The 25785-nt window shown below is 60.3% G+C and carries 24 protein-coding genes; 7 read left to right on the plus strand and 17 right to left on the minus strand.

Annotation, left to right across the window (positions count from 1 at the left end):
* Positions 1-14 precede the first annotated feature (14 nt).
* From aat to aroQ, 6 genes are all read right to left on the minus strand, one after another.
* Complete coding sequence (gene aat, locus ABAC402_RS29700; RefSeq protein WP_023449392.1) at positions 15-677, minus strand: leucyl/phenylalanyl-tRNA--protein transferase; 663 nt, start codon at positions 675-677, stop codon at positions 15-17.
* Positions 678-728: 51 nt separating this feature from the next.
* Positions 729-1088, minus strand: a complete 360-nt coding sequence (locus tag ABAC402_RS29705) for a hypothetical protein (protein ID WP_023449393.1) — start codon at positions 1086-1088, stop codon at positions 729-731.
* 481 nt (positions 1089-1569) lie between these two features.
* Positions 1570-1998, minus strand: a complete 429-nt coding sequence (locus ABAC402_RS29710) for a pyridoxamine 5'-phosphate oxidase family protein (RefSeq protein ID WP_031235534.1) — start codon at positions 1996-1998, stop codon at positions 1570-1572.
* A 197-nt stretch (positions 1999-2195) separates the two neighbouring features.
* The gene (gene accC, locus ABAC402_RS29715; protein ID WP_023449395.1) at positions 2196-3551 is read right to left on the minus strand and encodes an acetyl-CoA carboxylase biotin carboxylase subunit; all 1356 of its coding nucleotides are present in this window, start codon (positions 3549-3551) and stop codon (positions 2196-2198) included.
* Positions 3552-3558: 7 nt separating this feature from the next.
* On the minus strand, positions 3559-4044 hold the full coding sequence (gene accB, locus ABAC402_RS29720; RefSeq protein WP_023449396.1) for an acetyl-CoA carboxylase biotin carboxyl carrier protein: 486 nt from the start codon (positions 4042-4044) through the stop codon (positions 3559-3561).
* Positions 4045-4079: 35 nt separating this feature from the next.
* Positions 4080-4520 carry a type II 3-dehydroquinate dehydratase gene (gene aroQ, locus ABAC402_RS29725; RefSeq protein ID WP_023449397.1) on the minus strand — a complete coding sequence of 147 codons (441 nt, stop codon included), beginning with the start codon at positions 4518-4520 and terminating at the stop codon, positions 4080-4082.
* A gap of 113 nt (positions 4521-4633) precedes the next feature.
* Between aroQ and thiS the strand changes: the two genes are divergently transcribed.
* From thiS to ABAC402_RS29745, 4 genes are all read left to right on the plus strand, one after another.
* Positions 4634-4834 (plus strand): sulfur carrier protein ThiS, encoded by a 201-nt coding sequence (gene thiS / locus ABAC402_RS29730; protein ID WP_200862129.1) that lies wholly within the window; start codon positions 4634-4636, stop codon positions 4832-4834.
* Positions 4834-5637, plus strand: a complete 804-nt coding sequence (locus ABAC402_RS29735; RefSeq protein ID WP_023449399.1) for a thiazole synthase — start codon at positions 4834-4836, stop codon at positions 5635-5637. Before thiS ends, ABAC402_RS29735 begins: the two co-directional genes overlap by 1 nt.
* A 397-nt stretch (positions 5638-6034) precedes the next feature.
* Positions 6035-7228 (plus strand): FAD-binding domain-containing protein, encoded by a 1194-nt coding sequence (locus ABAC402_RS29740; RefSeq protein WP_023449400.1) that lies wholly within the window; start codon positions 6035-6037, stop codon positions 7226-7228.
* On the plus strand, positions 7225-8778 hold the full coding sequence (locus tag ABAC402_RS29745; protein WP_023449401.1) for an FAD-binding domain-containing protein: 1554 nt from the start codon (positions 7225-7227) through the stop codon (positions 8776-8778). Before ABAC402_RS29740 ends, ABAC402_RS29745 begins: the two co-directional genes overlap by 4 nt.
* A gap of 51 nt (positions 8779-8829) precedes the next feature.
* On the opposite strand, the gene ABAC402_RS29750 is transcribed toward ABAC402_RS29745, so the two are convergent.
* A complete protein-coding gene (locus ABAC402_RS29750) occupies positions 8830-9042 on the minus strand; it encodes a DUF2805 domain-containing protein (RefSeq protein ID WP_023449402.1) in 213 nt (70 codons plus the stop codon).
* A 222-nt stretch (positions 9043-9264) separates the two neighbouring features.
* Positions 9265-10323: a pyridoxine 5'-phosphate synthase gene (locus ABAC402_RS29755; RefSeq protein ID WP_023449403.1), complete on the minus strand. Its 1059-nt coding sequence runs from the start codon at positions 10321-10323 to the stop codon at positions 9265-9267.
* 296 nt (positions 10324-10619) lie between these two features.
* Between ABAC402_RS29755 and ABAC402_RS29765 the strand changes: the two genes are divergently transcribed.
* Positions 10620-11936, plus strand: a complete 1317-nt coding sequence (locus tag ABAC402_RS29765; RefSeq protein ID WP_023449405.1) for an AarF/ABC1/UbiB kinase family protein — start codon at positions 10620-10622, stop codon at positions 11934-11936.
* 141 nt (positions 11937-12077) lie between these two features.
* Here ABAC402_RS29765 and ABAC402_RS39220 read toward each other — a convergent pair whose 3' ends face one another.
* The 7 genes from ABAC402_RS39220 to ABAC402_RS29800 all read right to left on the minus strand — a co-directional run bounded on the left by ABAC402_RS39220 (position 12078) and on the right by ABAC402_RS29800 (position 20636).
* Positions 12078-12557: a DUF3429 domain-containing protein gene (locus tag ABAC402_RS39220; RefSeq protein ID WP_023449406.1), complete on the minus strand. Its 480-nt coding sequence runs from the start codon at positions 12555-12557 to the stop codon at positions 12078-12080.
* A gap of 327 nt (positions 12558-12884) precedes the next feature.
* Positions 12885-13724, minus strand: a complete 840-nt coding sequence (locus tag ABAC402_RS29775; RefSeq protein ID WP_155847363.1) for a hypothetical protein — start codon at positions 13722-13724, stop codon at positions 12885-12887.
* A 72-nt stretch (positions 13725-13796) separates the two neighbouring features.
* Positions 13797-14957: a hypothetical protein gene (locus ABAC402_RS29780; protein ID WP_023449408.1), complete on the minus strand. Its 1161-nt coding sequence runs from the start codon at positions 14955-14957 to the stop codon at positions 13797-13799.
* Positions 14958-15188: 231 nt separating this feature from the next.
* Positions 15189-16793 carry a hypothetical protein gene (locus tag ABAC402_RS29785; RefSeq protein WP_155847364.1) on the minus strand — a complete coding sequence of 535 codons (1605 nt, stop codon included), beginning with the start codon at positions 16791-16793 and terminating at the stop codon, positions 15189-15191.
* A 137-nt stretch (positions 16794-16930) separates the two neighbouring features.
* Positions 16931-18445: a tetratricopeptide repeat protein gene (locus tag ABAC402_RS29790; RefSeq protein ID WP_023449410.1), complete on the minus strand. Its 1515-nt coding sequence runs from the start codon at positions 18443-18445 to the stop codon at positions 16931-16933.
* A 123-nt stretch (positions 18446-18568) separates the two neighbouring features.
* Positions 18569-19126 (minus strand): hypothetical protein, encoded by a 558-nt coding sequence (locus ABAC402_RS29795; RefSeq protein ID WP_031235540.1) that lies wholly within the window; start codon positions 19124-19126, stop codon positions 18569-18571.
* A gap of 157 nt (positions 19127-19283) precedes the next feature.
* Positions 19284-20636 carry a tetratricopeptide repeat protein gene (locus ABAC402_RS29800; protein ID WP_023449412.1) on the minus strand — a complete coding sequence of 451 codons (1353 nt, stop codon included), beginning with the start codon at positions 20634-20636 and terminating at the stop codon, positions 19284-19286.
* Between the two features lie 549 nt (positions 20637-21185).
* Here ABAC402_RS29800 and ABAC402_RS29805 point away from each other — a divergent pair.
* The gene (locus ABAC402_RS29805) at positions 21186-22973 is read left to right on the plus strand and encodes a tetratricopeptide repeat protein (RefSeq protein WP_031235541.1); all 1788 of its coding nucleotides are present in this window, start codon (positions 21186-21188) and stop codon (positions 22971-22973) included.
* Positions 22970-23827 carry a 4-(cytidine 5'-diphospho)-2-C-methyl-D-erythritol kinase gene (locus ABAC402_RS29810; protein ID WP_023449414.1) on the plus strand — a complete coding sequence of 286 codons (858 nt, stop codon included), beginning with the start codon at positions 22970-22972 and terminating at the stop codon, positions 23825-23827. Before ABAC402_RS29805 ends, ABAC402_RS29810 begins: the two co-directional genes overlap by 4 nt.
* On the opposite strand, the gene ABAC402_RS29815 is transcribed toward ABAC402_RS29810, so the two are convergent.
* Together ABAC402_RS29815 and ABAC402_RS29820 are read right to left on the minus strand one after the other, a co-directional pair.
* A complete protein-coding gene (locus tag ABAC402_RS29815) occupies positions 23765-24232 on the minus strand; it encodes a DUF6157 family protein (RefSeq protein WP_023449415.1) in 468 nt (155 codons plus the stop codon). The two genes, ABAC402_RS29810 and ABAC402_RS29815, sit on opposite strands and share 63 nt — an antisense overlap.
* Before the next feature lie 149 nt (positions 24233-24381).
* Entirely contained in the window at positions 24382-25701 is a 1320-nt protein-coding gene (locus ABAC402_RS29820; RefSeq protein WP_023449416.1) for an MFS transporter, read from the minus strand.
* Positions 25702-25785: the final 84 nt, after the last annotated feature.

Consider the following 25785-nt stretch of genomic DNA (forward strand, 5'->3'; position numbering starts at 1 on the left):
AAACTCATCCCGCTCTAAAGCAGATTCTGCTCCTGCTTCAGGAGGAAATCCATCACGTCTTTTCCGGTCGAGGTTGACGGCAGGTCGTAAAAATCCGCTTTCAGATCAACGGAGGCGGCCAAAATTTCCAGATAGTCCGTCTTTTCGACTTCAACGACGCCGAACTGGGTGAGGTGTTCGGTCTGGAATTGGCAGTCGAGCAGCTTAAACCCGCCGGCCTTCAAGCGTGCCACCAGATGGACCAGCGCGATCTTGGAGGCATCGGTTGCCCGCGACACCATGCTTTCGCCGAAAAAGGCGCCGCCAATCGCCACGCCGTACAGCCCGCCAATAAGATGACCGTCGCGCCAGACCTCGACGCTATGGGCCAGGCCGCGGGCGAACAGCGCCTGATAAAGGGCTTGGATCGAATGTGAAATCCACGTCGAGGTGCGATTGACGGCTTCCTCGGCGCAAAGCTCGATCACTTGTGGGAAGGCGGTGTCGATGCGGACGGCGTAGTCGTCCTTGCGCACGGTCCGCGCCAGCCGCGAGGGGATATGAAACTCGTCCAGCGGCAGTATGCCACGCATCGGCGGGTCGACCAGAAACAGGTAGTCGTCGTCGCGCGCATCCGACATCGGAAAGACGCCGCAGCGGTAACAGTCAATCAGGTCGTCAAGCGAGAAGTCGGCCATAGGCCTGGTTACTTAGGTGATTTGCCGCAAATTTTCCAAGAGGAAATGCGATCAAATCGGCTGGCAGACGAACTTGTCCAGGATTTTGTGATTCATGCTGAAAAACGGCCGCGGCTCTACCGTCGTGGCGAGCGCGCCAAGACGATATTCCAGATCACAGCCTTGTCCCACAGGTGGTAGCGCTTGGCCGGTGCCCAACCAGGTAACCCAAAGATCAAGACGCTTTCCGGGAAGATCCGTGACTGTAATGCGGCGCATAAAATGTATGTAGCCTGAACCCGGTGGCTCGGGTCCCCATTCCAAAATCACGATGTTAGTCAGGGCGTGAGTTGGCTGCTGATCAATGGCATGTTGCGCCGTCGCCGGAAGGGCGGCGAAAAATAATCCGGCACCCAGAACACAGGTCTTCATGCAGATCCCCTTTGCAACCTCCAGAATATGAGGGTAATACCGTCAAAACTATGACCGTGACTGACTTGTCACTAGCAAGTCTATCGACTTGCGAAATGCAAGAGGTTGGCGTGCTTGTTTTTCGAAAGCTTGACGATTGCGAGATGCAAGTTATGTTGCCCCTCGATGGCCTTGACCCTCTTACGGCTCCCAGTTGCATCCGGCCATTTCTGCGTTGCCGCGCACTATACCTCCCCGCGCTCTTCGCGTGGGGAGGGGGACCATAAGCAGAGCGAAACGCAGTGAAGCGGCGCGCAATGGTGGTGGGGCGACTTGCCGAGTTTCAGATAGAAGCGGACGGTAGAAAGTAAGTCGCCCCACCACCCTTCTTCGGCCTTCGCTACGCTATGGCCTCGAACGGTTCCCCGCCCCACACGAAGAGCGTGGGGAGGTATAAAGATGCTTGACGCTAGGTGTGTGTCACTCTTTATGTTGCCTGGTATTATAGCCTCAGTTCACCTTGATCCATGCCGTCCCAGTAATTGACCCGGTCGGCCTTAACGTGGATCATCACCAGGCCGGGCGTGTCGAGCCCGTCCTTGAACCAGGCCTCGCTATCCTTCACCCAGTGCTTTTCCATTTCGGCGCGGTCATTGACCAGTTCGGCATGGCCGGTGACCGACACGAAAAAGGGCTTGGACAGCAGTCCCGCTTCGCGCGAATAGGCGAGGTTAACTTTGGGATTGGCGGCGATTTCCTGTGCGGCCGATGATATGCCATCGGCGAAGAACCAGTTATCGCCGTTCCAGTCGACCTTGCGGTTATTGCTCATCGGGCGGGATGAGAGCTCGCCGGTGACGGTTTTGGACGTCAGCATGCACAGATCAATATCACGCATAGTCTTGGAAATGTCTTGCAGGGACAGGGTCATGATTACCTCCATAGGGCTGGAGGCATTGTTGCGTCGTCGTGATAAAGTTTCGAGACGGTTGGCCCTGCGCTCTGATGAGTAACGGGTGCAGGGTGCGTTGTCCAAGGTCAACGCTTGTGTTTCCTGGTTGCGCAGTTTAACCGAAAAGTAGGGGCCACTTTTCGGATTGCGCTTGGGCACCCTGCCCGCCGGGGCGCTTAGTGAGCTTCTTGCGCCTTGATCCACTTTTCCAGCCAGTGGATATTGTAATCCCCCGTTTGGATGTCCTTTTCGTTCAGCAGGTCGAGGAACAGCGGAATGGTCGTGTCGATGCCGCTGACGACGGTTTCCTGCAACGCGCGCTTGAGTCGCGCCAGGGCTTCGGGACGATCGCGGCCGTGGACGATCAGCTTACCGACGAGGCTGTCGTAATAGGGCGGGATGGCATAGCCGTTATAGATCGCCGAATCCATGCGCACGCCCAGACCACCGGGGGCGTGGAAATCCGTCACCGTACCGGGCGACGGCACGAAGGTGCGGGCGTTCTCGGCGTTGATACGGACTTCGATGGCGTGGGTGGTCAGGTCGATATCGCTTTGCTGGAACGACAAAGGATAGCCTTCGGCGATGCGGATCTGCTCACGCACCAGGTCGAGGTCGGTGACGTATTCGGTAACCGGGTGCTCGACCTGAAGGCGGGTGTTCATCTCGATGAAGAAGAACTCGCCATCCTCGTACAGGAACTCGATCGTCCCGACGCCGAGATAGCCGATCTTCCGAATCGCCTCGACGCAGACCATGCCGATCTTGTCGCGGGCGGCCTTGTCGATGACGGGTGAGGGCGCTTCTTCCAGCACCTTCTGGTGGCGGCGCTGCAGGGAACAGTCACGCTCGCCCAGGTGGCAGACATTGCCCTGGCTGTCGGCTATGATCTGGATCTCGATGTGGCGCGGTTTCTGAAGGTAGCGCTCCATATAGACCGTGCCGTCGCCAAACGCGGCTGCGGCTTCCGACTGGGCCGACATAACGGCCTCGGCCAGCGAATCGCGGTCCTTGGCGACCTTCATGCCGCGGCCACCGCCGCCGGAGGCGGCCTTGATCAGGACGGGGAAGCCGATGGTTTCGGCGGCTGCCATGGCTTCCTCGACGGTGGCAACGCCGCCGTCCGAGCCCGGGACGACGGGGATACCCGAATCCCTGGCAGCCTGTTTCGCTGTGATCTTGTCGCCCATCATGCGGATATGATCGGCCTTGGGGCCAATAAAGGTCATGCCGTGAGCGCTGACGATATCGGCGAACTTGGCGTTTTCCGACAGGAAGCCGTAGCCAGGGTGGATCGCCTGGGCGCCGGTGATTTCGGCAGCAGCGATGATCGACGGGATGTTGAGATACGACTTGAACGCCGCTGCTGGCCCGATACAGACCGATTCATCGGCCAGGTGGACGTGCATGGCGTTGCGGTCGGCCTCGGAATGGACGGCCACTGTGGCGATGCCCATCTCCTTGGCGGCGCGGATGACGCGCAACGCGATCTCGCCGCGGTTGGCGATCAGGATCTTGTCGAAGGTTTTCATGATCGGCTTACTCGAACACGACCAGCGGCGCGCCGTATTCAACCGGCTGCGCATCGTTGACCAGGATCTGGGCGACCACGCCTTCGCGCGGCGACGGGATTGGGTTCATCGTCTTCATGGCTTCGATGATCAGCAGGGTCTGGCCTTGCTTGACCTTGTCGCCGACCTTGATGAAGGCGGCGGCGCCGGGCTGAGCCGACAGATAGACCGTGCCGACCATGGGCGAGGTGATTGCGTCCTTGGGGGCCGCAGCTGTGGGCGCGGCGGGCGCGGCTTCGACGGCGGGTGCCGCGATCGGTGCAGGCGATGCGTAGGCCTGGGGCGCCATGGCATAATTAACCACCGGGGCGGCGGTTAGCTGCCGCGCCACGCGAATCTTGAGATCGCCCTGTTCGACCTCGATCTCCGTCAACTCGGTCTCCTTCAGGATGTCGGCGAGCTTGCGGACCAGCTTGGGATCGATCGGGTCAACGGAGGGTTTTGCGGTCGTCATGTAGGAACCTTGATTGGGGCCTGAGCGTTACGGAATCAGGCTTTGAGCATGGCGAGAACGGCCTGGACGGCCAGTTCATAACCAATGGGACCAAATCCTGCAATAATCCCTTTTGCAGCCAATGACACATAAGAGTGATGGCGGAAGGGTTCGCGGGTCTGGGGGTTTGAGAGATGGCACTCGATCACCGGGATCGCCAGCGCCTTGAGCGCGTCAAGCAGGGCAACGGAGGTGTGTCCGTAGCCGGCCGGATTGATAATGAGGGCGCAGCCGGACTCACGGGCTTCGTGGATCCAGTCGATCAGTTCGCCTTCGTGGTTGGACTGGCGAAAAACAAGATCGGTGCCCGTGCCCGAGAGACGGGCGCGGCAGCGCGATTCGATATCGGCCAGGGTATCGTAGCCATAAATTTCCGGCTCGCGGACCCCAAGGAGGTTGAGATTGGGGCCATTGAGGACATATATGGGTTTAGACATGAACCTGCTTGAGGGCAGTTGGCGAAAGCGCGTCTTGTAGCGCGGAGATTTCCGGCTCACAAGCGCAAGACACGCGGATGGTTACGCATTTGCACAAAAATGGCGCAAAAATGGTGAAAATTCTGTTGAATGGCGAAACGCGTGAGGTTACGGCGGGCAATCTGGCGGCGCTGATTGACGAGATCGGGCTGGACGGACGCAAGGTCGCTGTCGAGCGCAATCTCGAAATCGTTCCGCGTTCGACCTATCTGGCGACCGAGCTCGTAGACGGCGATCGGCTGGAAATCGTGCATTTTGTAGGTGGTGGTAACTGATGGCGGACAGGGCAGTGAGTCAAAGCGAAGCGGGGGCTGAGACCTGGACCGTTGCGGGGCGCACCTTCAACTCGCGCCTGATCGTCGGCACAGGCAAGTACAAGGACTATGCCCAGAATGCCGCGGCGGCCGAGGCCTCCGGCGCCGAGATCGTCACGGTGGCCGTTCGCCGGGTCAATATCTCCGACCCCAGCCAGCCGATGCTGATGGACTTTGTCCGGCCTGACCGCTTCACCTACCTGCCCAATACGGCCGGCTGCTATACCGGCGAGGATGCCGTGCGGACCCTGCGCCTGGCGCGCGAGGCCGGTGGCTGGGATCTGGTCAAGCTGGAGGTGCTGTCGGACCCGAAGACACTGTATCCGGACATGGAAGAGACCCTGCGGTCGCTGAAACTGCTGGTCAAGGAGGGGTTCCAGGTCATGGTCTATTGCTCAGACGACCCGGTATATGCCCGTAAGCTGGAAGAAGCGGGGGCGGTGGCCATCATGCCGCTGGCCGCGCCGATAGGCTCGGGGCTGGGGGTGCAGAACCCGGTGACGCTGCGAATCATCATCGAGAACGCCAAGGTGCCGGTCCTGGTCGATGCCGGCGTCGGTACAGCTTCGGATGCGGCCGTGGCCATGGAACTGGGCTGCGACGCGGTGCTGATGAATACGGCGATTGCCGAGGCCAAGGACCCTATTCGTATGGCGCGGGCCATGAAGCACGCCGTCATTGCCGGACGCGAGGCCTACCTGGCCGGCCGGATGCAGCGTAAGCTGTACGCCGATCCCTCGTCGCCGCTGGGCGGGTTGATATAGGGCAGGCGTGGAGAAGGTGCCGGGCTTGCAGAACGTCTGCACGTGGTAATTTTCTGACGTTTCACCGACAAGTCGCTGTCGTGAAGGGGCAGAAATGTCTCTGACCACTTTTTCTCAGGTTGCGCACTGCTCCCCCGGTTTTGCCGGAGGCCAGGTCAGTTTGTCCTAATCGGTTGGGGCAAACTCAATCCGTTTAAGCGAGTCCATCGTAGTCCTTACCTCGTTGATAATCGAAGAGATCACGGTCTTTGCGCTCAGGCGCTGTCATGGCACCATGTGAGGCCTGCCGGCGTTAGCCATCATCGATGAGGCAATTACTTTGGTGGAACGCGGTCAGCCTGGGTATCGTCTCCATCTGAACGCGTATGAGTTTTTTTCGAAGGGATGGGCGCTGAGGATGGACGTTGACTTTCCGGCATCGCGCGACGCCGGCATACGAAGGTTGGCCGATTTTGTCGCCAAGGCTGGGGAGCCCTATGCCCGGGATCGGAACATCGATGCCGGTCCCAGGCAGCCGACAGCGGTTTCTCGCCTGTCGGCCTATGTGCGGTATCGCCTGATCAGCGAGGATGAAATTGTTGCCGCAGTCCTGGCGCAGCACAGCCTGCGCGAGGCTGACAAGTTTGTGCAGGAGATTCTCTGGCGAACCTATTGGAAGGGGTGGCTGGAACTGCACCCGGACGCGTGGACGCGCTTTTTAGCAGAACGGGCGCACAGCCGGGAGAGCTTTCACGACATCAAGGCGATAGGGGACGCCGAGCAAGGTCGTACCGGCATCGCGGGGTTTGATGACTGGGCCTTGGAACTTCAGGAGACGGGGTATCTGCACAATCATGCGCGGATGTGGTTCGCCTCGATCTGGATTTTTACGCTGGGGCTGCCGTGGAGCCTCGGGGCAGACTTCTTCCTGCGCCACCTGATCGACGCGGATGCGGCCAGCAATACGTTGTCGTGGCGATGGGTCGCCGGGCTGCAAACGGCAGGGAAGACGTATCTGGCCACTCGGGACAATATCGCGCGGTACACCCGGGGTCGGTTCGCGCCGGTTGGGCTTGCGCGTGAGGCCAGGGCGCTGAATGAGACAACAACCGTGCCGGTGCGCCCCTTACCCGAAATGGGTGTATTTGATGCAAAGCAGGCGTCGACGCTGCTGATTACCCCTGAGGATTTTCTGGCCGAAACCTGCGTCCCGAAGGGCGCCGCGATCACATCTGTGGTTGTCGCCTCAAGCGCGGCGTTGCTTTGGGGTGACAAGGCCCGACAATTTGTGAAGGCGGCGGCGGCTGACGCGGCGCAAAGGGCCAGCGCGCATTTTCAGTGTCCCGTCGAGACAATCGATGCCATGGGGGTCAGCGAGGTTATCGCGGCGGCACAAAGGGACGGCACGCAACAGGTGATTACGCCCTATGCTCCCGTCGGACCCGTGGCGGACGCCCTAGCGCTTCTTGGGTCGGAGTTGGCTCACGAGGGTATCCGCTTAATCCCGCTCCGCCGTCAATGGGATACGCTGTTCTGGCCCCGGGCGACTAAGGGCTTTTTTGCTTTCAAGGCGGCGATCCCGGCGCTGCTTGAGGAGCTTGACCTCACGTGAGCGGCCTTCTGCACGTCGTCTGGTTCAAGCGGGATCTGCGCATCCATGATCATCGTGCGCTGGCGGCGGCGGCGGCGGCGGGCCCGGTTCTGCCGCTGTATATCGTAGAGCCGGCCTTTTGGGCGCAGGCGGATGCGTCGGCGCGACAATGGGCATTCGCGGCGGAAAGCCTGCGCGAACTTCAGGCAGCTTTGGGGGCGTTGGGTCAGTCCCTTTGCGTGTTGAGGGGCGATGCCGTCGAGATATTCCGGAAAATTCATGCACGGCAAGGTATTGCCGGGCTGTGGAGCCACGAAGAAACGGGCAATGGCTGGACCTATGCGCGAGATATCGCCGTTTCGTCCTGGGCGAAGAGTGAAGCGGTGCCGTGGCGTGAGTTCAGGCAGTTTGGTGTCCAGCGGCGCCTGAAATCGAGAGACGGCTGGGCGAAAGCGTGGGACCGCGACATGGCCGAGACAGTCACGTTGGCGCCGAAGTCTCTGCCTGGGTTGGCGCGCGCGTGGCCCGGTTATATTCCCACTGCGGCAGAACTTGGTCTGGAGCCTGATCCGTGTCCAGGTCGTCAGCCGGGTGGTCGACAGGCAGGGCGTGCGTCTCTCGAAAGTTTTCTAAACGAACGCGGACGCGATTATCGCTACCAGATGTCGAGTCCAGTGACGGCGTTCGAAGCCAGTTCGCGCGTTTCCCCGCACCTCACCTGGGGAACGCTTTCCCTTCGTGAGGTGACCCAGGCGACCCGGGGGCGGATGCGGGATTTAAATGCCGCGGATCGGGCTCAGGCGAAGGCATGGCGCGCGTCGATGATTTCCTTTGCCGGGCGTTTGCACTGGCATTGCCACTTTATGCAAAAGCTGGAAGACGAGCCGAGGCTCGAGTTTGAAAATCTGCATCCGGCCTATGATGGCCTGCGTCCTGAACTTGCCGACGATCGGGTTCTGGCGGCGTGGAAGCATGGGCAGACGGGGTATCCGTTCGTTGATGCCTGCATGCGCGCGCTTGACCATCACGGGTGGATTAATTTCCGGATGCGAGCGATGTTGATATCGTTCGCCAGTTATCATTTGTGGTTACCGTGGCGGGCCAGCGGTCTGCACCTGGCGCGTTTGTTCGTCGACTACGAGCCCGGGATCCACTGGCCACAGGTGCAGATGCAGTCGGGTACGACTGGGATTAACACTGTGCGCGTCTACAATCCGGTCAAACAGGGGTATGATCAGGATCCAACAGGCGACTTCGTGCGGCGCTATGTGCCGGAACTTGGTCCGGTGCCGGGCAGTTTCATCCATGAACCATGGCAGTGGGACGGGGCCAAAGGGCTCGCTTATCCCCGTCCGATTGTCGATCATGCGCTGGCAGCCAAGGCTGCGCGTGACACGCTGTACGGCCTGCGAGACAACAGCGCTCATAAGACGGTGTCGAACCAGATTGCGGCAAAGCACGGAAGTCGTAGGGCTGGCCTGCCGATGACCGCGCCGGCGCGCGGCGGGAGGTCGCAAGGAGCCAGGCTGAATGAGGTTACGGGCGCACAGCTGATGCTGGATCTGGATTGACGACCAAGGACCTTGACGACGTTACGAACATTTTAGCTGGCCATGAGACCGCTATTTGTAGCTTGCGCGATTGGCGGTCATTCTGCGTACGCGTTTGCGCAAAGCCCTGTAGCGACTTGTGCGAAGGTTTTCCCGCATCAATGCCTTAACCTGATCGGCTGACAGGCCGTGGTTATGTTTGATAGTTTCGAAGCCAATATGGTCGCTGAGCGCCATGTCGATAATTTCGTCGATGGTAGCTGCGTCAAGGTTTTTGTAGGTCATGTTTTGTGTCTCACACGGGGATGCCAGCCAGGAGCGCCAGTATCCGATTTGCCGAGCCGCGGGCTGGCTTGCTGTACCAACCCTCAATGACCTTGACTCATTTCGGGTTGGCAAACGCGCTAAAAAACGTTTCTGGCGCGGCTGGGCTGTTGCCAGGAGCCATCGGGGCCTCAAGTGCGGCGGCGCCTGAGCCGAAAAAATGCTAATCCCAAGCGTCTTCGTTTATTGGGCGTGGATTTCTATATGGGTCGGACATTGAATACCTCGGCGATAGTGGGCGCGGAGCTGTTTGATGATGGAGACGTTCAGGCCCCGGTCCGGTTTGAGATCGTTACGGATCAGGTCGTACAATCCGTGGTCTGGCAGGTCCAGGACACGTTCGGCTATCAGCAGGGCGGGGTCGTCAAGAGCTGCCTCTTCGCCTCTAAAAAAGCTCGACAGGATCATATCCATTTCCCTGAATCCACGATAGGTGGCGCGGTAAACAAGCCGGCGACGCCTCGCTTCGTAAGAATCTTGGTCGCGGCCGGCAGCCTGGACGGTTGTCATGGCTTGCGCCACAACGCAGGCCATGCCGTCGATCAGGGCATCAGCAACGGTGGCTCGGCCAAGATTGATTTGGCGCACAACCGAAAGGCGAGCTAGGATGGATAGGGAGTGTGCGTTCAGCCCGCCGCCAAGTTGGACCTCGACACCGTGGCGTGAAGCGTAACGGGCAAGAGATGTTATACGACCGAGCTCGACTTCGAGACGGTCGAGGTCGGTGCTGTCGATCGCCTCACAGAGAGACAGGGTATCGAGCTCGATGGCTTCGAAGCCAGCCCTTAGCGCCGCCTCAATAGTGTCGAGGTTTGGTTCGACGCAGATGACAGTTCGAATGCCAGCTCCGCCCAGGCTGGATATCACCCGATGGATGTGGTTAACGTTGAATTTGAGCGAGAGACCGGCGCCAACCATGGCTCGAACACGGGTTTCGGCGCCCAGGTATACGGCATTAGGACGGTGATCCAGAGCCAGGGCTACCGAGTCGGTTGCGGGGGTCATGCGAAGATTAAACGCGGCTTCGACGAGGTGGCAGGCCAGGGCACAGTCGCGCAGATCCGTTTCGGTGACCAACCCACGATCTTCCGTTATGTGAAGCATGACGCCGTTGGCGCCACCTTTGAGAGCAGCTGAGGCCAGACTACCGAGCGAGACGCGGCCCTGCGGGGCGATGCCCGGCAGTAAGGCTGCTGTCTCAAGGCTTACCGTGAGACGCTTCGGCGTGTGGACTCCGTTCATAATAAAGCTCTCTCATCTGAGCGGGATGCGTTTTGATGGAATCAAAATCCTGCTCTACGTTTTTGTTTTGTCGCGCAATTTTTCCGAAACGTGGCGCCCGCTTTCTCGAATTGCGCTCTTGGGTGACTCGCAGGGCGAGGTAATTTTTTTGCGTCCTTGTTTGCACAAGCTGACCGGATACGAAGTCACGCCGCGCGAAGATGAGTGACAAGATGACGCGGTGAAAAGGTTTGGATATTTGAACTGGTGTCGGCGCGGATGCGTATTGGTGAAGACACAACAAGACGGCTAGCAAAATGTTCAAGCGCACGACCGTGCCCACCAGCCCAGCTAAGCGACTGCTCGCTCTGGGAGGGCTGGCCGCTGCGGGTGTCGGCAGTGTTGTCGTCGAAGGTGCGAAGCAACTGGCACGCGGCCGCAAGCCTGACCTCGGCGCGCTGATTTTCAGTGGATCGACCGGGTTGCAGGTCGCTGAGCATCTTGCCAGGATGCGTGGCGCGGCGATGAAGGTTGGTCAAATCCTGTCGATGGACAATGGTGATTTGCTGCCGCCGGAGTTTAGCCAGGCATTGGCGCAGTTGCAGCAGGCGGCGCACACAATGCCGAACCATCAGGTCGACAGTGTGCTGCGGGCGGGGTGGGGTGCCGGGTGGCGCGACGCTTTTCACGCTTTCAGCCCTGCGCCCATTGCGGCCGCTTCAATTGGTCAGGTGCACAAGGCTGTTTTGAAGTCCGGGCAAGTCCTCGCGGTCAAAATACAGTTCCCGAACGTGAAGACGAGTATCGACGCGGATGTGGCAAATATATCGGGGCTGTTGAAGGCCGCCGGGTTGGCGAATAGCCTGAAGGGATTGGATAGCTTGATTGAAAAGGCGCGCGTGCAGTTACATCAGGAGACGGATTATCTGCGCGAGGCGGACTTCATGGAGAGTTACAGGGCTGAGCTTGCTGGTTCGCCGCAATACCTGGTCCCTGCCGCTTATGAGCCGCTGACCCGACCCAATATCCTGGCTATGGATTTCATGGAAGGGGAGGATCTGGAGACGGTTGTCAATGAAAGCCAGGCTATGCGTGACCAGACGGCGACGCGGTTGTTCGAGTTGTGCTTGAAAGAACTGTTCGCGCTGGGCGTCATGCAGACCGATCCGAATTTCGCCAATTACAAGTGGGTACGAAAGACCGGGCAGATTGTGTTATTGGATTTTGGCGCCACACGTCCTGTGCCTGACCAGACGGTCCTGGCGTATCGCAAGTTGATGCAGGCGGGTCTTAACGAGGATCGCGAGGCCGTGCGTGCGGCACTGGTGGACATCGGAATGATGACCGAGGGCGTAAACCTGAGATATGCCGGCGAGATAAAAACCATGATGGATGTGATGATACGACATTTCGGTCGTGCCACAGTCGATTTTGCCGATCGCACCTTCGTGCCGGTGATTAAAGCCCAGGGCAGCAAGATTGCCCTGGACCGGTCTACATGGCACGTGCCGCCGGCCGATACTCTGTTCGTGCAGCGCAAGCTAACGGGGACGGCGATGTTTGGCGTCAAGGCCAAAGCCCGTATAGGGTTGCGCGGGTTGGTGGTCGAGGCTTTGCGCGGGAACGGTTCGTGAGACGCGTGACTTGCCAATTGCCAGGCGCTGATGTGCGATGCGCAGGCTTTTCACGCGTCTGACAGGCGGGCACGCGGCTGCGGCTACGTGTCAATTCAGCCTTGGGAAAAGGAGTCCCGCTCTCATCGACAAGCACTCTGTCTACGACAGGTGCGCGGCTATAACAAAGTGCTGCGCCGATGCTGTCGCGAGTAGGCAAGGAACTACCAGGGCGGTGGTCAACTGGCGCAGTCTGTAGAAGTTTTCGGGGAGAAAACCCTGCCTGCATAAGTTGCCGTCCACCCAAAGAGCGATGCAGAGGCCAAGTGCCAGGACAATACAAGCGCCCGACGGGCTGGCGGTGAAGAGCAGAACCACACCCCATCCTTGCAGAGCCAGCAGATTGCTGATGATGATGATCCAGGCTTTAGGCGCTGGTTCGGTCAGAAAGAAGCTCCACTGAATGCCACCCAGGAATGACAGAATAACTGCAGCGTAAACCACGGCTGCATAGGCAGGATCGAAAGGAAGCTGCAACAGACGCCAGGCTGCTAAAGAGCAGCCGAGGAAGGGCAGGGCGCCGGCCAAGGTGAGCGGTGTGACGAAAGGGTGCAGGGTCTGTCCCGTGGATTTCTTAGTCATTGTGTTTCGCAAATCGCATCTGGTGTAGCCATGTACGCGATAAACGACCCCACCCGCAATGGCCTGGGCGGTTATGGTCACGGGTGTGACCTCATCGACCCCGCTGCGGGTCCGGTTCAGGACGAGCGCCGACTCGCCAGTAGCGTTGAAAAACAGATTTGACCCTCAGGGTGCGCGATCGTACTGATGGGGCTCAACTCAATCATAAAGACAAAATTCGGGGACAGGAGCACTGTTCCCCACAAGTTTGGAGCACGTGCCCGGTAGGCCAACGCTCGCCACGCGGCACGACGAAACTGCGAGGAGCAAGAAACGTGAGGAGATGGCTCAGAAGCCAGGCTTTTTGACAGGTTTGGTCGGTGCGATCGGCTTGGGCGTCGGTTTCGGCAGCAGGTTTGTCGACAACGGTTGAAGCACGACGGTCTGGCTGAGGCTGCGGCCCGCGCGAGTCGCGGTGATGGTCACCGGCGTCGGTTGCAGCACGCGCGTCCTGGGGGTTACGGCGAAGGTGCTGACAAACTCGGTAAACCGGCCGGGTGAAACTTCGGTGCGCTGTTCGCCCACCTTAATGGTCGACGGCAGGTTGATCAGGCCAGCCGGGCTGGCCGTCAGGTTGACGGTAACCTCGCCGTAAAATATGCCGCTGCCGTCTCCGATCTCTACCCGACCGGATATCGATCCATTGTGCGCCAGACGGTCGCTGCTGAGGCTGAAGGCGTTGAGACGGGCTGGCGTCAGCGTAATTGACGTGGTGTGGACGGTGCCATATCTGACATTGCCTGACATGGCGATGGTCTGGGCGGCTATGGTTACCGGCGTCGCCTGGTCGACACCGCTGCTGATTCGGGTCAGGACCTCAGAGGCCTCACCCGTGCCATTCGAGAAGAGATTTTCACCTCCCGCTGAGTCGATGGCGCTGAGGGGCGTGACTTCGACGCGATTTCTCACGGTGCATCCGCGTGGGACGGGCGCCGAAAACGTGGTCTTTACCTTGAACTGGTCCACGCCGCCGATCACGGTCGTGCGGTCGACGCTGACGCCTGTGATCGTGATGCTCTCGGGCGGGGGACAGTCCTGCGCCCCGACTGATACGGGCACCGTCAGGACCAGGCTTAGGACGGTCCACATGACAAGGTTGCGGCGAATTGACATTGATAATTCAGGCATTGAAAGACCCCCTTTCAAGGACTTGGGTCAGGGACCCGGGCGTTTGTAAAAACTTCAGGACTGCTGCTGCATCTACTCGAACGCCTGGCGCCAGTTACCGTGTTTGGGGCCTCTAAGCTGCAGCACCCTGATACTGCTGTGATAGGACTCACCCGTCGCCAAACCGTCACCGGGCAGGTTCCAGACGATGATCATGCCCAGGTCGCTGCTGCCAGAAATGGGCGCTGCCTTGGTGACCCGAACGAGCTTTGCGGGGATGTTTCCGGGGTCCTGGACGAAGGTCGCAGCGGTCCACGGTGCCGCCAGGTTTTTGCCCTCGAACAGGCGGAAGGTGCACTGGTCCGTCCCCTTGGCGAATCCAAGCAGATCATACAGGGGCTTGGCCCGAAGCGTCAGAGTCTGGCCATTGGTACCGTACTCGAAACCGCACTCCCAATTGCCTCGTGCCGAGGTCGCCGAAACGGTATAGCCCTCGATGCGGGCCTCGATGACGGCCTCCTGAAGCCTGACAAGCTGCAAATCTGACTCGACATAGTCGATCGCGCGCGACATCCGCTCGGAGATAAAATCCGTGCCGTTGGCGACCTGAACAAAGATGGTCTTTGGGCCCGAGGCTCCGGTCACGACGTGTTCGACCTTGCCGTTGCTGCCGAGCGGCCACCAAATAGCGCCGGCAAAGCCTGGGTCTTGCGATGTGCGGAACTGGTTGGCCGTGCCTTCGAACTCGACTTTCATGGCCACATTGCCATAGGTAAACCCACGGGTTTCCTGCAGCGTCAGGTTGGTCAGACGCGGGTTTGCGAAGGTTATGTCGCTGCTGACGATGTTGGAATGGACAAATGTCGCCGGGCTGGAGGGCGAGGGACCACGGACCTGAAGGTAGACCCGTTTAGTACCGTTGCCGATCGATAGATTGTAGCTGGGCTGAGCAATAAAGGTCTGCCAGCCAGCGCCGGCAAAATTGGGGTCCTCCGACACACGGTACTGGGTCACACCGGCCGGCGTACCACCGAGGACGATGTCCAGAATAACGCTGCGTTCGCGGGTGGCGGTGGCGCCGGCATTCATCCGGAAGCTGGAGATGACCGGGTTGAAACTAACCACGGGGGTGATCGGCTTCTTGAGGATGGGGGCGACCAGCTTGTTGCCGGTGGGCTTCACCTGGGCGAGGGCGGTACCAGCCAAGGACAGGCTCAGTAGGGAAGTGGTAAGAACAAGGGCAAGCTTACGCATAGTGGAATCCTTTTCTTGGAATGGAGTCTAAGGCAGCAAAAGGTCTTTCAGGATTTTGCCCTGATCGGGCGGCAGGTCAGGCCAGATCAGACGGGCAGCGTCACGGCGAGCGCGGGTAGAGTTTTTCGGTGACGCCTTTTGGAATCCTTTGTTGTTTTTGGCTCAGGCGGTAGTCGAGGGCCGCACCGGGACGGCGCCTTAGCGTCGCCCAGGTGCGGCTGGATCGACGATCTAGGGAATGGATCTGAGATTGGTCGAGTTGCTGCCGGGGCTTGTGATGCGCACCGTGTAGCCACGGTTTTCAACCACCGCATCGGACCCCAGACCCACATGGAAGCACAGCGGTCCCAGGCTTTCACGGGCGATCGCCACAGTCTGGGTCGGGCGCTGGAAGGTGTCGATCTGCGTGGCGCCCGCGGCCAGGGTGCCGGTAAAGCTCATCGTGTCAACCACGGTGCCCCCCAAACGCAACTCCGCCGTGACCGTCCCGGTAAAGGCGGCATTTCCGCTGTTGCGGATGCCCCAGTTGAGGTTGCCCAGGGTCGTCTGGCCCAGGGCGACGGTCCGCACACCATTAGGCCCAGGGGCCGGTTGGGGCAGGGCGGCACACCAGGCTTCGCTTTGCAATGTGCTCAGAATCTGCGAATTTTCTCCCGGCAGGTTACCGACGGTAGTGGTACCGCCGCTGGTGACATAGAGCCGGTTGCCGGGGTCAAAGGCGGTGATATTCGCTGCGGCCGGCGGCGGTGGTGGCGGAGTGGGTGTGGCAGTGGCCTGGTAGTTGAAACTGGCTGAAGCGATATTCGACCCCATGAAACGGCGGCGGAAATCGGTTTCGCTTGCCCACACCGTGTCATTAACTTCGCGCCGCGTCAGCGAGTTGCTGAACACAGTGGCGGTCCCCGTGCGGGGCTGACGGTACAGGCTCAGGCTGGGTTGAAGGCTGAAGAACCAGGTTCCGGCGGCGGTGATGTTCTCCCATCGCACGGTGCCGCTGAACCGGCCGGCCTCAATGGTCGGGCTTAGCATGCGGGCGGTGCCGGTCACCGCCGACAGGTTGCCGAAATTCAGCGCGATCTGTGTGAATTGGCCCAGATTGTTGCCCACCACTTCCGGCCGACGCTCGATGGTCGGAACACGTCCGGTGTTGTCGAGCGCCGTGCGCGACTGGATCTGGGGCAGGGGGCGGATCGCAAAACCATGTACTTCCGCCAGGGGGACAAAGTCCAGCGCACATTGCGGCGGGATGCCCGCTTCGAGATTGAAGTTTTCTGGAAGGCACGGATCGTTCGGTTTGATGATGCGTGGCGGGTTTCTCAGGAAGCTTTCGTTGAAGGCGTAAAGTTCCAGGCCCCCGAACAGCTTCTGGGTCGACGTGCTCACCGGACTGGTGAATCGGATGGTCATAACCTTGTCCGTCGCTTTTTCACCACAAGCCGTGTTGCCGTTGCGACGCGACACAACCGCAGCCGTCACATCCGGCGCCGAGTCGAAATTGACAACAACCCGCTGAACCAGATCCAGGTTGCTTCCGATCAGCACAAGTCCGGTATCGCCGGCAAAGATATCGAGATGCCGGCCGGCTCCGGAATCGGTACGGTAAATGACCGGATTGGTCAGGCCTGCCGGATCGTAGGTGCCGCATGTGGCGTCAGACGTATCGACGCCCATGATATAGGCCAGTTTCGCCTTGCGTACGGTGGTGACGATCGGGGGCTTGGGGATGGGCTTGAGCAGAACGGGTGGTTTGACGACGGTTTGCGCCGAGGCGCTCATCAGGGGCAGGGCACTGACGCCCAGCGTCAGCAGGGCAGACAGGATCATTGCGCGGGACATGGTGTCTCCTCGAGAAAAAGGTTAAAAAAAACGGAAAATTACTCGGGTGGCCCGACGGCGTTCTCTACCGGAGGGGCGTTCACTGGCAGATGTTTAGGGTGTTTTCCTCCTGATGATGGGTGTGATGGGGACGGTCGCTACGGCAGCAGCAGATCCTTCAGGATCTCCCCCTGATCGTTGGGCAAGTCGGGCCAGGTCAGGCGGGCGTCGTCCTTGCGGGCCCGGGTGAACAATCGCCCGCGTGCCAGCTTGCCGGTGATCTGACCCAGATCGCTGCCCGGCGCGATGACCGTGCTCCACTGGCCGATAAGCTGTTCGATCTGGGCCGGTCGGGCCCATTGTGGACCGGCAAAGGCCATCGATGGCGATGGCGTCACCAGCACTAGAACGGCGTCGCGCTTGTCTGTGGTTATGCGGCGGTTGAAGGCCGATCCGACCATAGGCACGTCGCCGAGTAGTGGCGTCTTGGTGGTCGAAGAGTCACGAACGCTTTCGGATAGGCCTGACAGGATCAGGGTCGTGCCGAAAGCGACCTCGACGGTCGTGCTGACGGTCTGGCGCCAGGTGTTGAGCGCCTCGTTGAAATTGCCAGCCGGCTCTCCCGACAGAAAGGAGCGCGTCACCTCGATACGCAACCGTGTGCCTACCGCAGTTATCTCCACCGGCGTCACCTTGATCTGGGTGCCAATGTCGATGGTTTCCAGTTGTGAGAAGTTGACACCGGTCACCGCAACCTTGGCCGAGCGGCCGACGAAAAAGTCGGCGGGCTCACCGCGATAGGCCGTCAGCATGGGCCGGGCCACAACCTGGTAGTACTGCCCGAAACGGTTAAACAGGTTCATATTATAGGTCAGTTGCGGGATAGAAATGGCCTCGGTTACCGTGCGCTGCATATTGCGGTTACCTTGCGCGTCGCCGGTCGTGGCACGTTGGCTTTGCAGGCCATACTGCGCCGTCAACCCGTCCAGCAGGTTGATGCCGATACTATCGCGCTGGGAGGTCTGCGACAGGATTATGGCAACATCGACCGAGATCTGATCGGGCGCCAGGGGAACCTGCGGGCCGTCGCTGATCGGCATCGCCGCGTCTTCGGTCCGCACCAGATCGCTGATGCGGACATGCATCGGGGCCGCCGCATCGGGGCGTAGCTCTGCATAGCGGGCATAGCTTTGCCACGCCTCCGCCTTGCGCCCCGTGGCGGCATAGGACAGTCCGGAAAGTCGCACTGCCTCAGCGTGGGTCCGGGCATCCGCCGGAAGTTGCGTTACCCGCTCTGCGGTCAGTGCCGCCAGTTTTGGATCGCCGGACATGTAGGCGCTCATCGACAGGGCCAGCAGGGCGTGCGTATTGTCAGGGCGCATCATCACGGCACGGGCAAAATAGGCCTGGGCCTCATCGTAACGTCCCCGGTCATAGACAGCCTTCCCGGCCAGGGCCGCTGCCCAGAAGGCGTCCTGGTCGCTGCGCAGAGCCAGGTCGTAGCCGGCCGCCGCCAGATCAAGCGTCTCGGGATCGCCCTTGGCCGCCGCATGATAGGTGAGCGCCAGAAGGGTCTGGGCGTTAGGATCATTCGGATTGCGCGCAGCCGCATCGCCGAAGCCCGCCAGCGCCGTCGAGGTATCGCCGGCCATCAGGGCGTCCCTGGCTTGCATCAGACGTGCACCTGTCGGTTGGCTGTGCGCCGCTAAGAGGGATGCGGGCGGTGGCGTTGTGGCGCAGGCGGACACGCTGCATAGCAAAAGGGCGGAAAGAGAGAGATGACGTAAGACCATGGTTCAGGACTCCAGTGACCACACGGCTTTGACCGTGGGTGATGAAAAGGCGAGGAAGGGACCCGACGGCGCGTGGGCAAAGCTCCAGTCGCGGAAGAAGGCGTCTTTGATCGGCAGAGCCTGACCCGAACCCATGGCGCGGCAGTTTGAACCGCAGGCGCGGGCCACCGGCATCGGCTTCAGGCTTTGATAGAGGGCATGAAAGGCGTCGTTGCGGACGCTGCCATTAACCGGCTGGTCGAGCCCCCCTGCCGCCGAGATCAGCCGGTTGAGATCGACCGGCGCCAAAGCGCGGACACTCCGGCTTACCGCAGGATCTTTAGGGTGGTAAAGGCCGGCGCGGCGGGCATGGACCTCGACGGTTGCACCGTTGACGATCAGCAACACAACCTGCGTGTTGCCGTAATCGGCGATATGACAGATGGCGCTTTGCCGCGCAGTCAGCACCGACTTGACGCCGGCCCGAAACGCGAAAACCGGCGTAGCCCGCACTGCACCCGCGGCGGCTGTGGCGGTCAGCAGTCCGGCGCTGAGAACGGTCCGGCGGGTCGGAAGGAGCATGGCATAAGGCCCAGTTGAGAAGGCCTCCAGCATGACGCCAGGACGCGAAAATGCGATGTTGCAAACTGTTGCACGACGCGGGTAATCGTCGCGCGGCCGTGTCGCAAACCGTTGTGGAGCAACGATTCTCTGGTGCGTAAGCTAAAGCGGAATGAAATTAGGCAACCGCGGGTGCGCGTAGCGCGCTGACACGGCGGGCGATCTCTTCGTCACCGCTCCACAGCCGCAGAATACGTCCCACGACGGCAGCCTCGCCCCAGCGCTCTTTTCGGCTCTCGGCGCGTGCCAGAAGATCAAGCACCTGGCCGCGATCCTGAGCGACCGAGGCGAGCAGAACCGGCCAGGCATGCGTCTTTCGCTTCCCGGCCGAAAGTTCGGACACGGCCTTTTGCATCAGGACCGACTGAACGGAATCAACGCCCTGGGTCAAGGCCGCACGAAGCCTTTGTGCATAGATCTGTTCGTCGGCACTACCGCGAAGACGGGCAAAGACCGAATAGGTCTGCACGAAGGAGACGTAATCGCCATCGGAGAGCTGGATGATGCTGAGGCAATCCTGCGCCACCACAAAATCGGGATGGTCGCGCAACAGATCGGTCAAGGCCTGGCGCGCCCGGGCCTCATCGCCCGCCGCCCACTGTGCCCAGGCGAGGTCGGTCCGAATGGCGACGGAACCCGGCTCGATCAGCCGCGCCGCGTTCAGCTCCCGCAAAGCAGCCACATGTTGCCCATTGTCCGACAGGACGTTGCCGTACCAGAAATGCGTCTGGGCATTGCGTGGCGCCAGGTCCAGCGCACGGCGAAAGGCCATTCCCGCTGACCTGGGATCGTTGTCCCACCAGTACGCGACGAAACCGATCGCCCGATGTGCCTCGGCCAGATCAGGATCCAGATTCAATGCGGTCCTGGCGGCGGTGCGCGCCGCCTCGAAGGCCGCCTTGTCGTTCACAGAATCGAACTCACGCGACAACAGATGCACATCGGCCAGGGCCGCCCAGGCCGGGGCGAAATCAGGCGCGCGTTGCGTCACCGTGGTGAAGGCTGCCATGGCCTGGCGCAGGGTATCCGGCTTGCGACTGGCCCAGAGGTCGCGGCCTTCAAGATAGAGGGTCGCAACCTCTGGATTTGAGGGAAGGGCTTGTCGCTGCTGCGCGGGACGAGGCCACAGTAAGACCAGCGCCACCACCATGGCCAGGATGGTGGCAAGCGCGGCGCCCGCCAGCCAAAGACGGCGACCGCGGGGGACGATAGACGCCGGAATGGGCCCGGCAACTGGCCCGGAAGCCAGACCGGAAACAGGCGCTTCGGAAATGTCGTGACCGAGATCATCCTGGCTGCTCGCCCACTGATCCAGGTCTTCCTTAAGGGCATAGACGGTTCCCGTCTTGCCGCCCGGCAGCCGGCGCACGGGTAGGCCGCGCTCACGCGCCCAGCGCATGACGGTTGTCCGATCGCGACCGAAATGGTTGCCGATCGACTTCCATCCATCCAGCCGGTTCGATGCGTTCACCACGGTCTCCGCTGCGCTATGATCCGACTATACGTGCGTCGTCTCAGATTTCAAAGCCCCGAGGCGCAGAAGGCTTCGAGATAAAACACTGACACAAGATTTTGCGTAGTATGGAACGCTGCGTTCTGTAGGCAGGATTCGGCTGGGCAAGGCCCAAGAGCGCAATCCGATAAAGTGTGACGCACTTTTCGGACAAATTGCGCGACAAAACAAAAACTTAGAGCGAGATGGCGATTCTACCAAAAGCCATCTCGCGATACAGCGCAATCCGATAAAGTGTGACGCACTTTTCGGACAAATTGCGCGACAAGACAAAAAACTTAGAGCGGGATTTTGATTCCGTCAAAACTCATCATGCTCTTGCAACGTGTTAAGTGCGACACAGGCACGCGTTTCGTCATGCCAACTGCAGATAGCCAGGCAAAACCGCCACGCTCTCAAGTTTGCATCACTGTCCTGCCGAATAGCTTTTCTATTAAGAATTTTGCCGGTATAAGTTCTCTGTAAGTTCTGAGGGCTGTTTATTCTCCAGTATCGGATGCCTGTTTCGTGAAATCGAGTTCTGTACGTTTGCCCTTTTATGCCGCCCTTATGGCCGCCCTGGCCCTGGGTTCGCTGGTCCCGGCCACCGCTGACGCCCGTCCCATCTTCGCCGACGCCCGCCGGCAACTGGGCGGCAACATCAGCCCCTATGCCCACTTTCTCATTGGCCGTTTCGCCATGACCCAGGGCGATATCGGAACTGCCGCCAATGCCATGGGGGCCGCAGCCTTCGGCGACCCGACCAATGGCGAGTTGCAGGAAAAAGCCTTCCTGGTCGGCATTCTCAACGGCAATCTCGACCAGGCCGTCCTTCTGGCCGCCGACCTGACGCCGACCACGCAGACCAGCCGCTTCATGGTGCCGATGATCGGCGCCGTCACCGCGGTCAAGGCTGGCAAGCCTGCCATTGCGCAAAAGAACATCGACGCCGCCCTGGCTGTTAACGGCCGCGGCCGTGCCGCCGTGCTGCTGAAACCCTATATCCAGGCGATGAACGGCGACTGGAAGGCCGCCGTCGACGAGTCCGGCGAAGCTGCCGTAGCGCCCGGCGACCGCGACAAGCTGCTTGACATGCTGGTCCGGTCCGAACGCGCCCGCCTGCACGAACTGAAGGGCCGCCACAAGGAGGCCGAGGCGATCTACACCGCGCTGTATCAGCCGGGCGCTGCCGCTTTTATCTTCGGACCGGATTATGCCGGATTTCTCGAACGCCGCGGCCGCAAAGCCGAGGCCCGCACGGTTTGGGCTGAGATCGTCACCCAGTCGGGCGACCCGACGGCGGTCCTGGCCATCAAGCGTATTGACGGTCCCAACGACGCCAGGCCCGCCCTGCCGGACCTGAAGCAGAGCATGGCCCAGGCCCTGTTCCTGGCCGCTACCCTCTCGTTCAGCGAACGCGACTCGGAGATGGCTTTGGCAACCCTGCGCCTTTCGCTGCATCTCGATCCGGGCTCCGAACGCGGCCGCATCTTTCTGGGCCAGATTCAGCAGGAATTGCGTGACCCGAGCGCCGCCGAAGCCGCCTGGGCCAGTGTGCCGACGAACTCCGTCTATGCTAACGAAGCCACACTGCGCCGCATCTGGAACCTGCGTAACCGCGGTGAGACCAACTCTGCCCTTAGCCTGGCCAACCAGGCCCTGGCGCGCGACCCGGACAATCTCAGCCTGGTCATGGAAAAGGCCAGTATTCTGCACGAAAGCCAAGACGACGCTGGCGCGCTTGACCTCCTTAATGGGCGGATCGCCCGGGCCGGCAGCGGCGACTTCACGTGGCAGACCTGGTTTCTCCAGGCCATGCTGTATGACGGCGTCAACCAGTGGGACAAGGCCGAGGAAGCGATCAACAAGGCGCGCGCCCTCAATGAAACGCGGCCGGAAGTCCTCAACTTCCTGGGCTATGGCTGGATCAATCAAGGCGTCAAGGTCGAAGAAGGCATGGAACTGGTCCGCCAGGCCCTGGCTGTCAATCCAAAGTCTGGCGCCATGCTCGATTCGCTCGGCTGGGGCTATTACAAGCTCGGTGATTACGATCAGGCCCTGACCTATATAGAACAGGCGGTACAGTTGGCACCTTCGGATGCCGAGATCAACGAGCATCTGGGCGACGTCTACAAGGCCGTCGGTCGCGACATCGAAGCCACTTACGAATGGCAGCGGGTTCTGACCTTGGGGGCCAGCGACAAGCAGGCGGCCGCCGTGCGACGGAAACTGGAAGCCCAGGCCGCCGCCGCCAAGGTGGAAACCCCGGTCAAGATAACTGCGCTGAACGAGACGGCGCAGCCTGTTCAACCGTGACGTCGCGGCTGGCGCCTGCCAAGGTCAATCTGTACCTGCACGTGGCAGCACCCGATGCCCGGCGCTATCATCCGCTGCAAAGTCTGGTGATGTTTGCCGATATCGGTGATGAGGTCGCGCTGTCAGCCGGCGAGAGCCGTCTTACCCTAGACGGCCCGTTTGCTGCAGGGTTGAGCAGCGGTGACGACAATCTGATCCTGAAAGCCGTGCGCCGCTTCGCGGCGGCGGCCGGTGTCAATGTTGACCGGGCGCTGCACTTGACCAAGAACCTGCCGGTGGCGTCCGGCCTTGGTGGCGGCAGCGCTGATGCCGGGGCGGTCCTGCACCTGTTGCGCCAGGCGGTTGCGCCGGATATGAGCGATGCCGACCTTGGGGCAATTGCCGCCGGAATCGGCGCCGATGGCGTCATGTGCCTGTGGAACAGGTCAGCCTTTGCCGAAGGTTATGGCGAAATCCTTACCCCGGTCGCCATGCCGGAGTTGCCCTGCGTGCTGATAAATCCACGGGTTGAATGCTCCACCGCCGCCGTCTATAGCGGCTTCGACCACCTGGGCCGGTTCGAGGGAATCGATGCCAAGGCCGAGTTTGACCGGCTTTCAACGATTGATGCCGTCATTGCGGCGCTAAAGTGCACGCGCAACGACCTGGAACCGGCAGCCATCCGGCAGCAGCCAGTCATTGCCGATGTCCTGGCCAGCTTAAACGGCCAACCGCAAACCCTGCTGGCGCGGATGTCGGGATCGGGGGCGACCTGTTTCGCGCTGTGTGCGAACCCAGACGCCGCCGAGACCCTAAGCCACCGTATGCAGGCCCTTTGGCCGGCTGCCTGGGTCCAGGCGTGCACCCTGGGCTGACTTTTCCGGTCGTTTCGCTCGCAGCGCCATTTCGATCGTGATGTCCGGATCATTGAGGAACTTGCGGTAGGCGACAGAGTCCATCGGATAGATGGCGATCTTTCCGCTCGTGTTATAGTGAGCGCCGAAACCGTAGGACTTGGTCAGCGGCGAAGCGCGCATGCACGGATGGCCCTTCGAGAAGAAGGCGGCGCGATGGCCTTCTCGGTGTTCAGGCGCGATGCGGTTGCGACGGCAATAGACTTCGAAATTGAAGCTGTCGAGATCGTATTCGTAAGGGTGTTCGCCCAGCAGGCTGTAGTGCAGCCAGGCCAAAGACGGTTCGCCGTTTTTTTCCGGCGGAACTATCCCCTGTGTCGCCTGGGTGTCATCCGCGACTGCGATGAAAGTATTGGTGATTTTCATAGCACTAATCCCTGATATTTTTGAGATTTCTACACCGGGCAATGGCGGTATCTTCCGGAAGGAAACACCCGCACAGCGCAAAAATACGATAGGAATTTGTATCTTTGACGCCTCATGCCAAAAAGTGGCGACCACTTTTTGGCATGAGGCTAGGTTGAGAATACGCCTTTTCGTCGCAGGACAAAGCACAAAATCACTGTCGGGATTGCGATGACCGCAGTGCTGATAAAGAAGGCCGAATAGGCATTGAACAAACCCAGATTGGGCGTCAACAGATCGACCAAGAGGCCGGTAAAGTTTTTCAGAGTCTTACCTAACAGAGCCGCCACGCTGTACATCAATGCATAGTGGGTAAGGGTGTGCTCGCGCCCGGTCATCCGGGTCATGAAGGCGACCCAGGCTGTTTCGGCGATACCGTTGGAAAAATTGTCGGCGACCAAGGTGAAGGCGAAGACGCCCAGATGGCCATGGGCGACAGCCATCCACGAAAAGCAGATATTGGACACAGGGCCGATGATGGCGCCCAGGATAAAGGCGCGCTGCAAACCGAACACGAGCAGGCAGGCCCCCCCGGCCGCGATCCCCAGCAGCGACGCCCATAACCCGACACCGGCGCGCATGGCGGCGATGGCGTCCGAATCGATGCCCGTGTCGGCATACATGGTCCCCGCCATATTGGTCAGGTAGTCAGGCAGGCGATACAGCGCCAGGGTCAGCAGGATCAGACCGGCCGTACCCCTGTGTTCATTGAAGAAGCTGATGAAGGGATCAATCACCAGTTCCTTAAGGTTGCGCACCTGAGATCTTACCTGAAGCTCGACTTCGGTACGATGGGCGAACAGGGTGGCGGTGATGCCGACAACCAGCAGACAGGCGATCGCGGTATAGGACACCGGCCAGCCGACCCGCTTCGACAAGACAAGAATCAAGGAATCGGTAATGAGGAGACCTGCCCGCCACCCATAGGCCCAGAAGGCCGGGTTTAACGCCTGGTCGGCGTCGTTCTGCGTCTGCTCAACCCGCCAGGCATCAACGGCAATCTCCTGAGATGCCGCCGCGAACGCGAGAAAGACCATGGCGGCGATGAACACCCACAGATGTTGCGGCCCGATTACCGCCATCAGGATCAGGCCGGCGGCAACGCCCAGTTGGCTGAGCAGCATGTAGCTGCGCCTCTGGCCCAGCCAATCATAGAGAAACGGTATGCGCGCCTTGTCCATCCACGGCGCCCACAGGAATTTGAGGCCGTAGATCATGCTTACGAAGCCGACAAAACCGATAACGGTCAGCGAGATGCCGTAGCTTCTTAACCAGAAGTTCAAGGTTCCGCCCATGAGCAGGACGGGCAGGGCACAGGAAAACCCGAGACCCAGCAGGGTCCAGGTCGTTGGTTTTTTCAGCGCCGAACCGACAGAGTTCATACGGGTGCGCAGCGAGGGTTTGACATCGGCGTCGGTCATGGTCGCCATGAAAGCCGGATTCTCCTTTTCCGGACAGCAAATTTACCGGGTTTTTGGCTTGCGGCACAGGATACGTCCCTCTATGTTCGCGCC

It is taken from the genome of Asticcacaulis sp. AC402 (genome assembly GCF_000495835.1).
Taxonomy (GTDB): domain Bacteria; phylum Pseudomonadota; class Alphaproteobacteria; order Caulobacterales; family Caulobacteraceae; genus Asticcacaulis.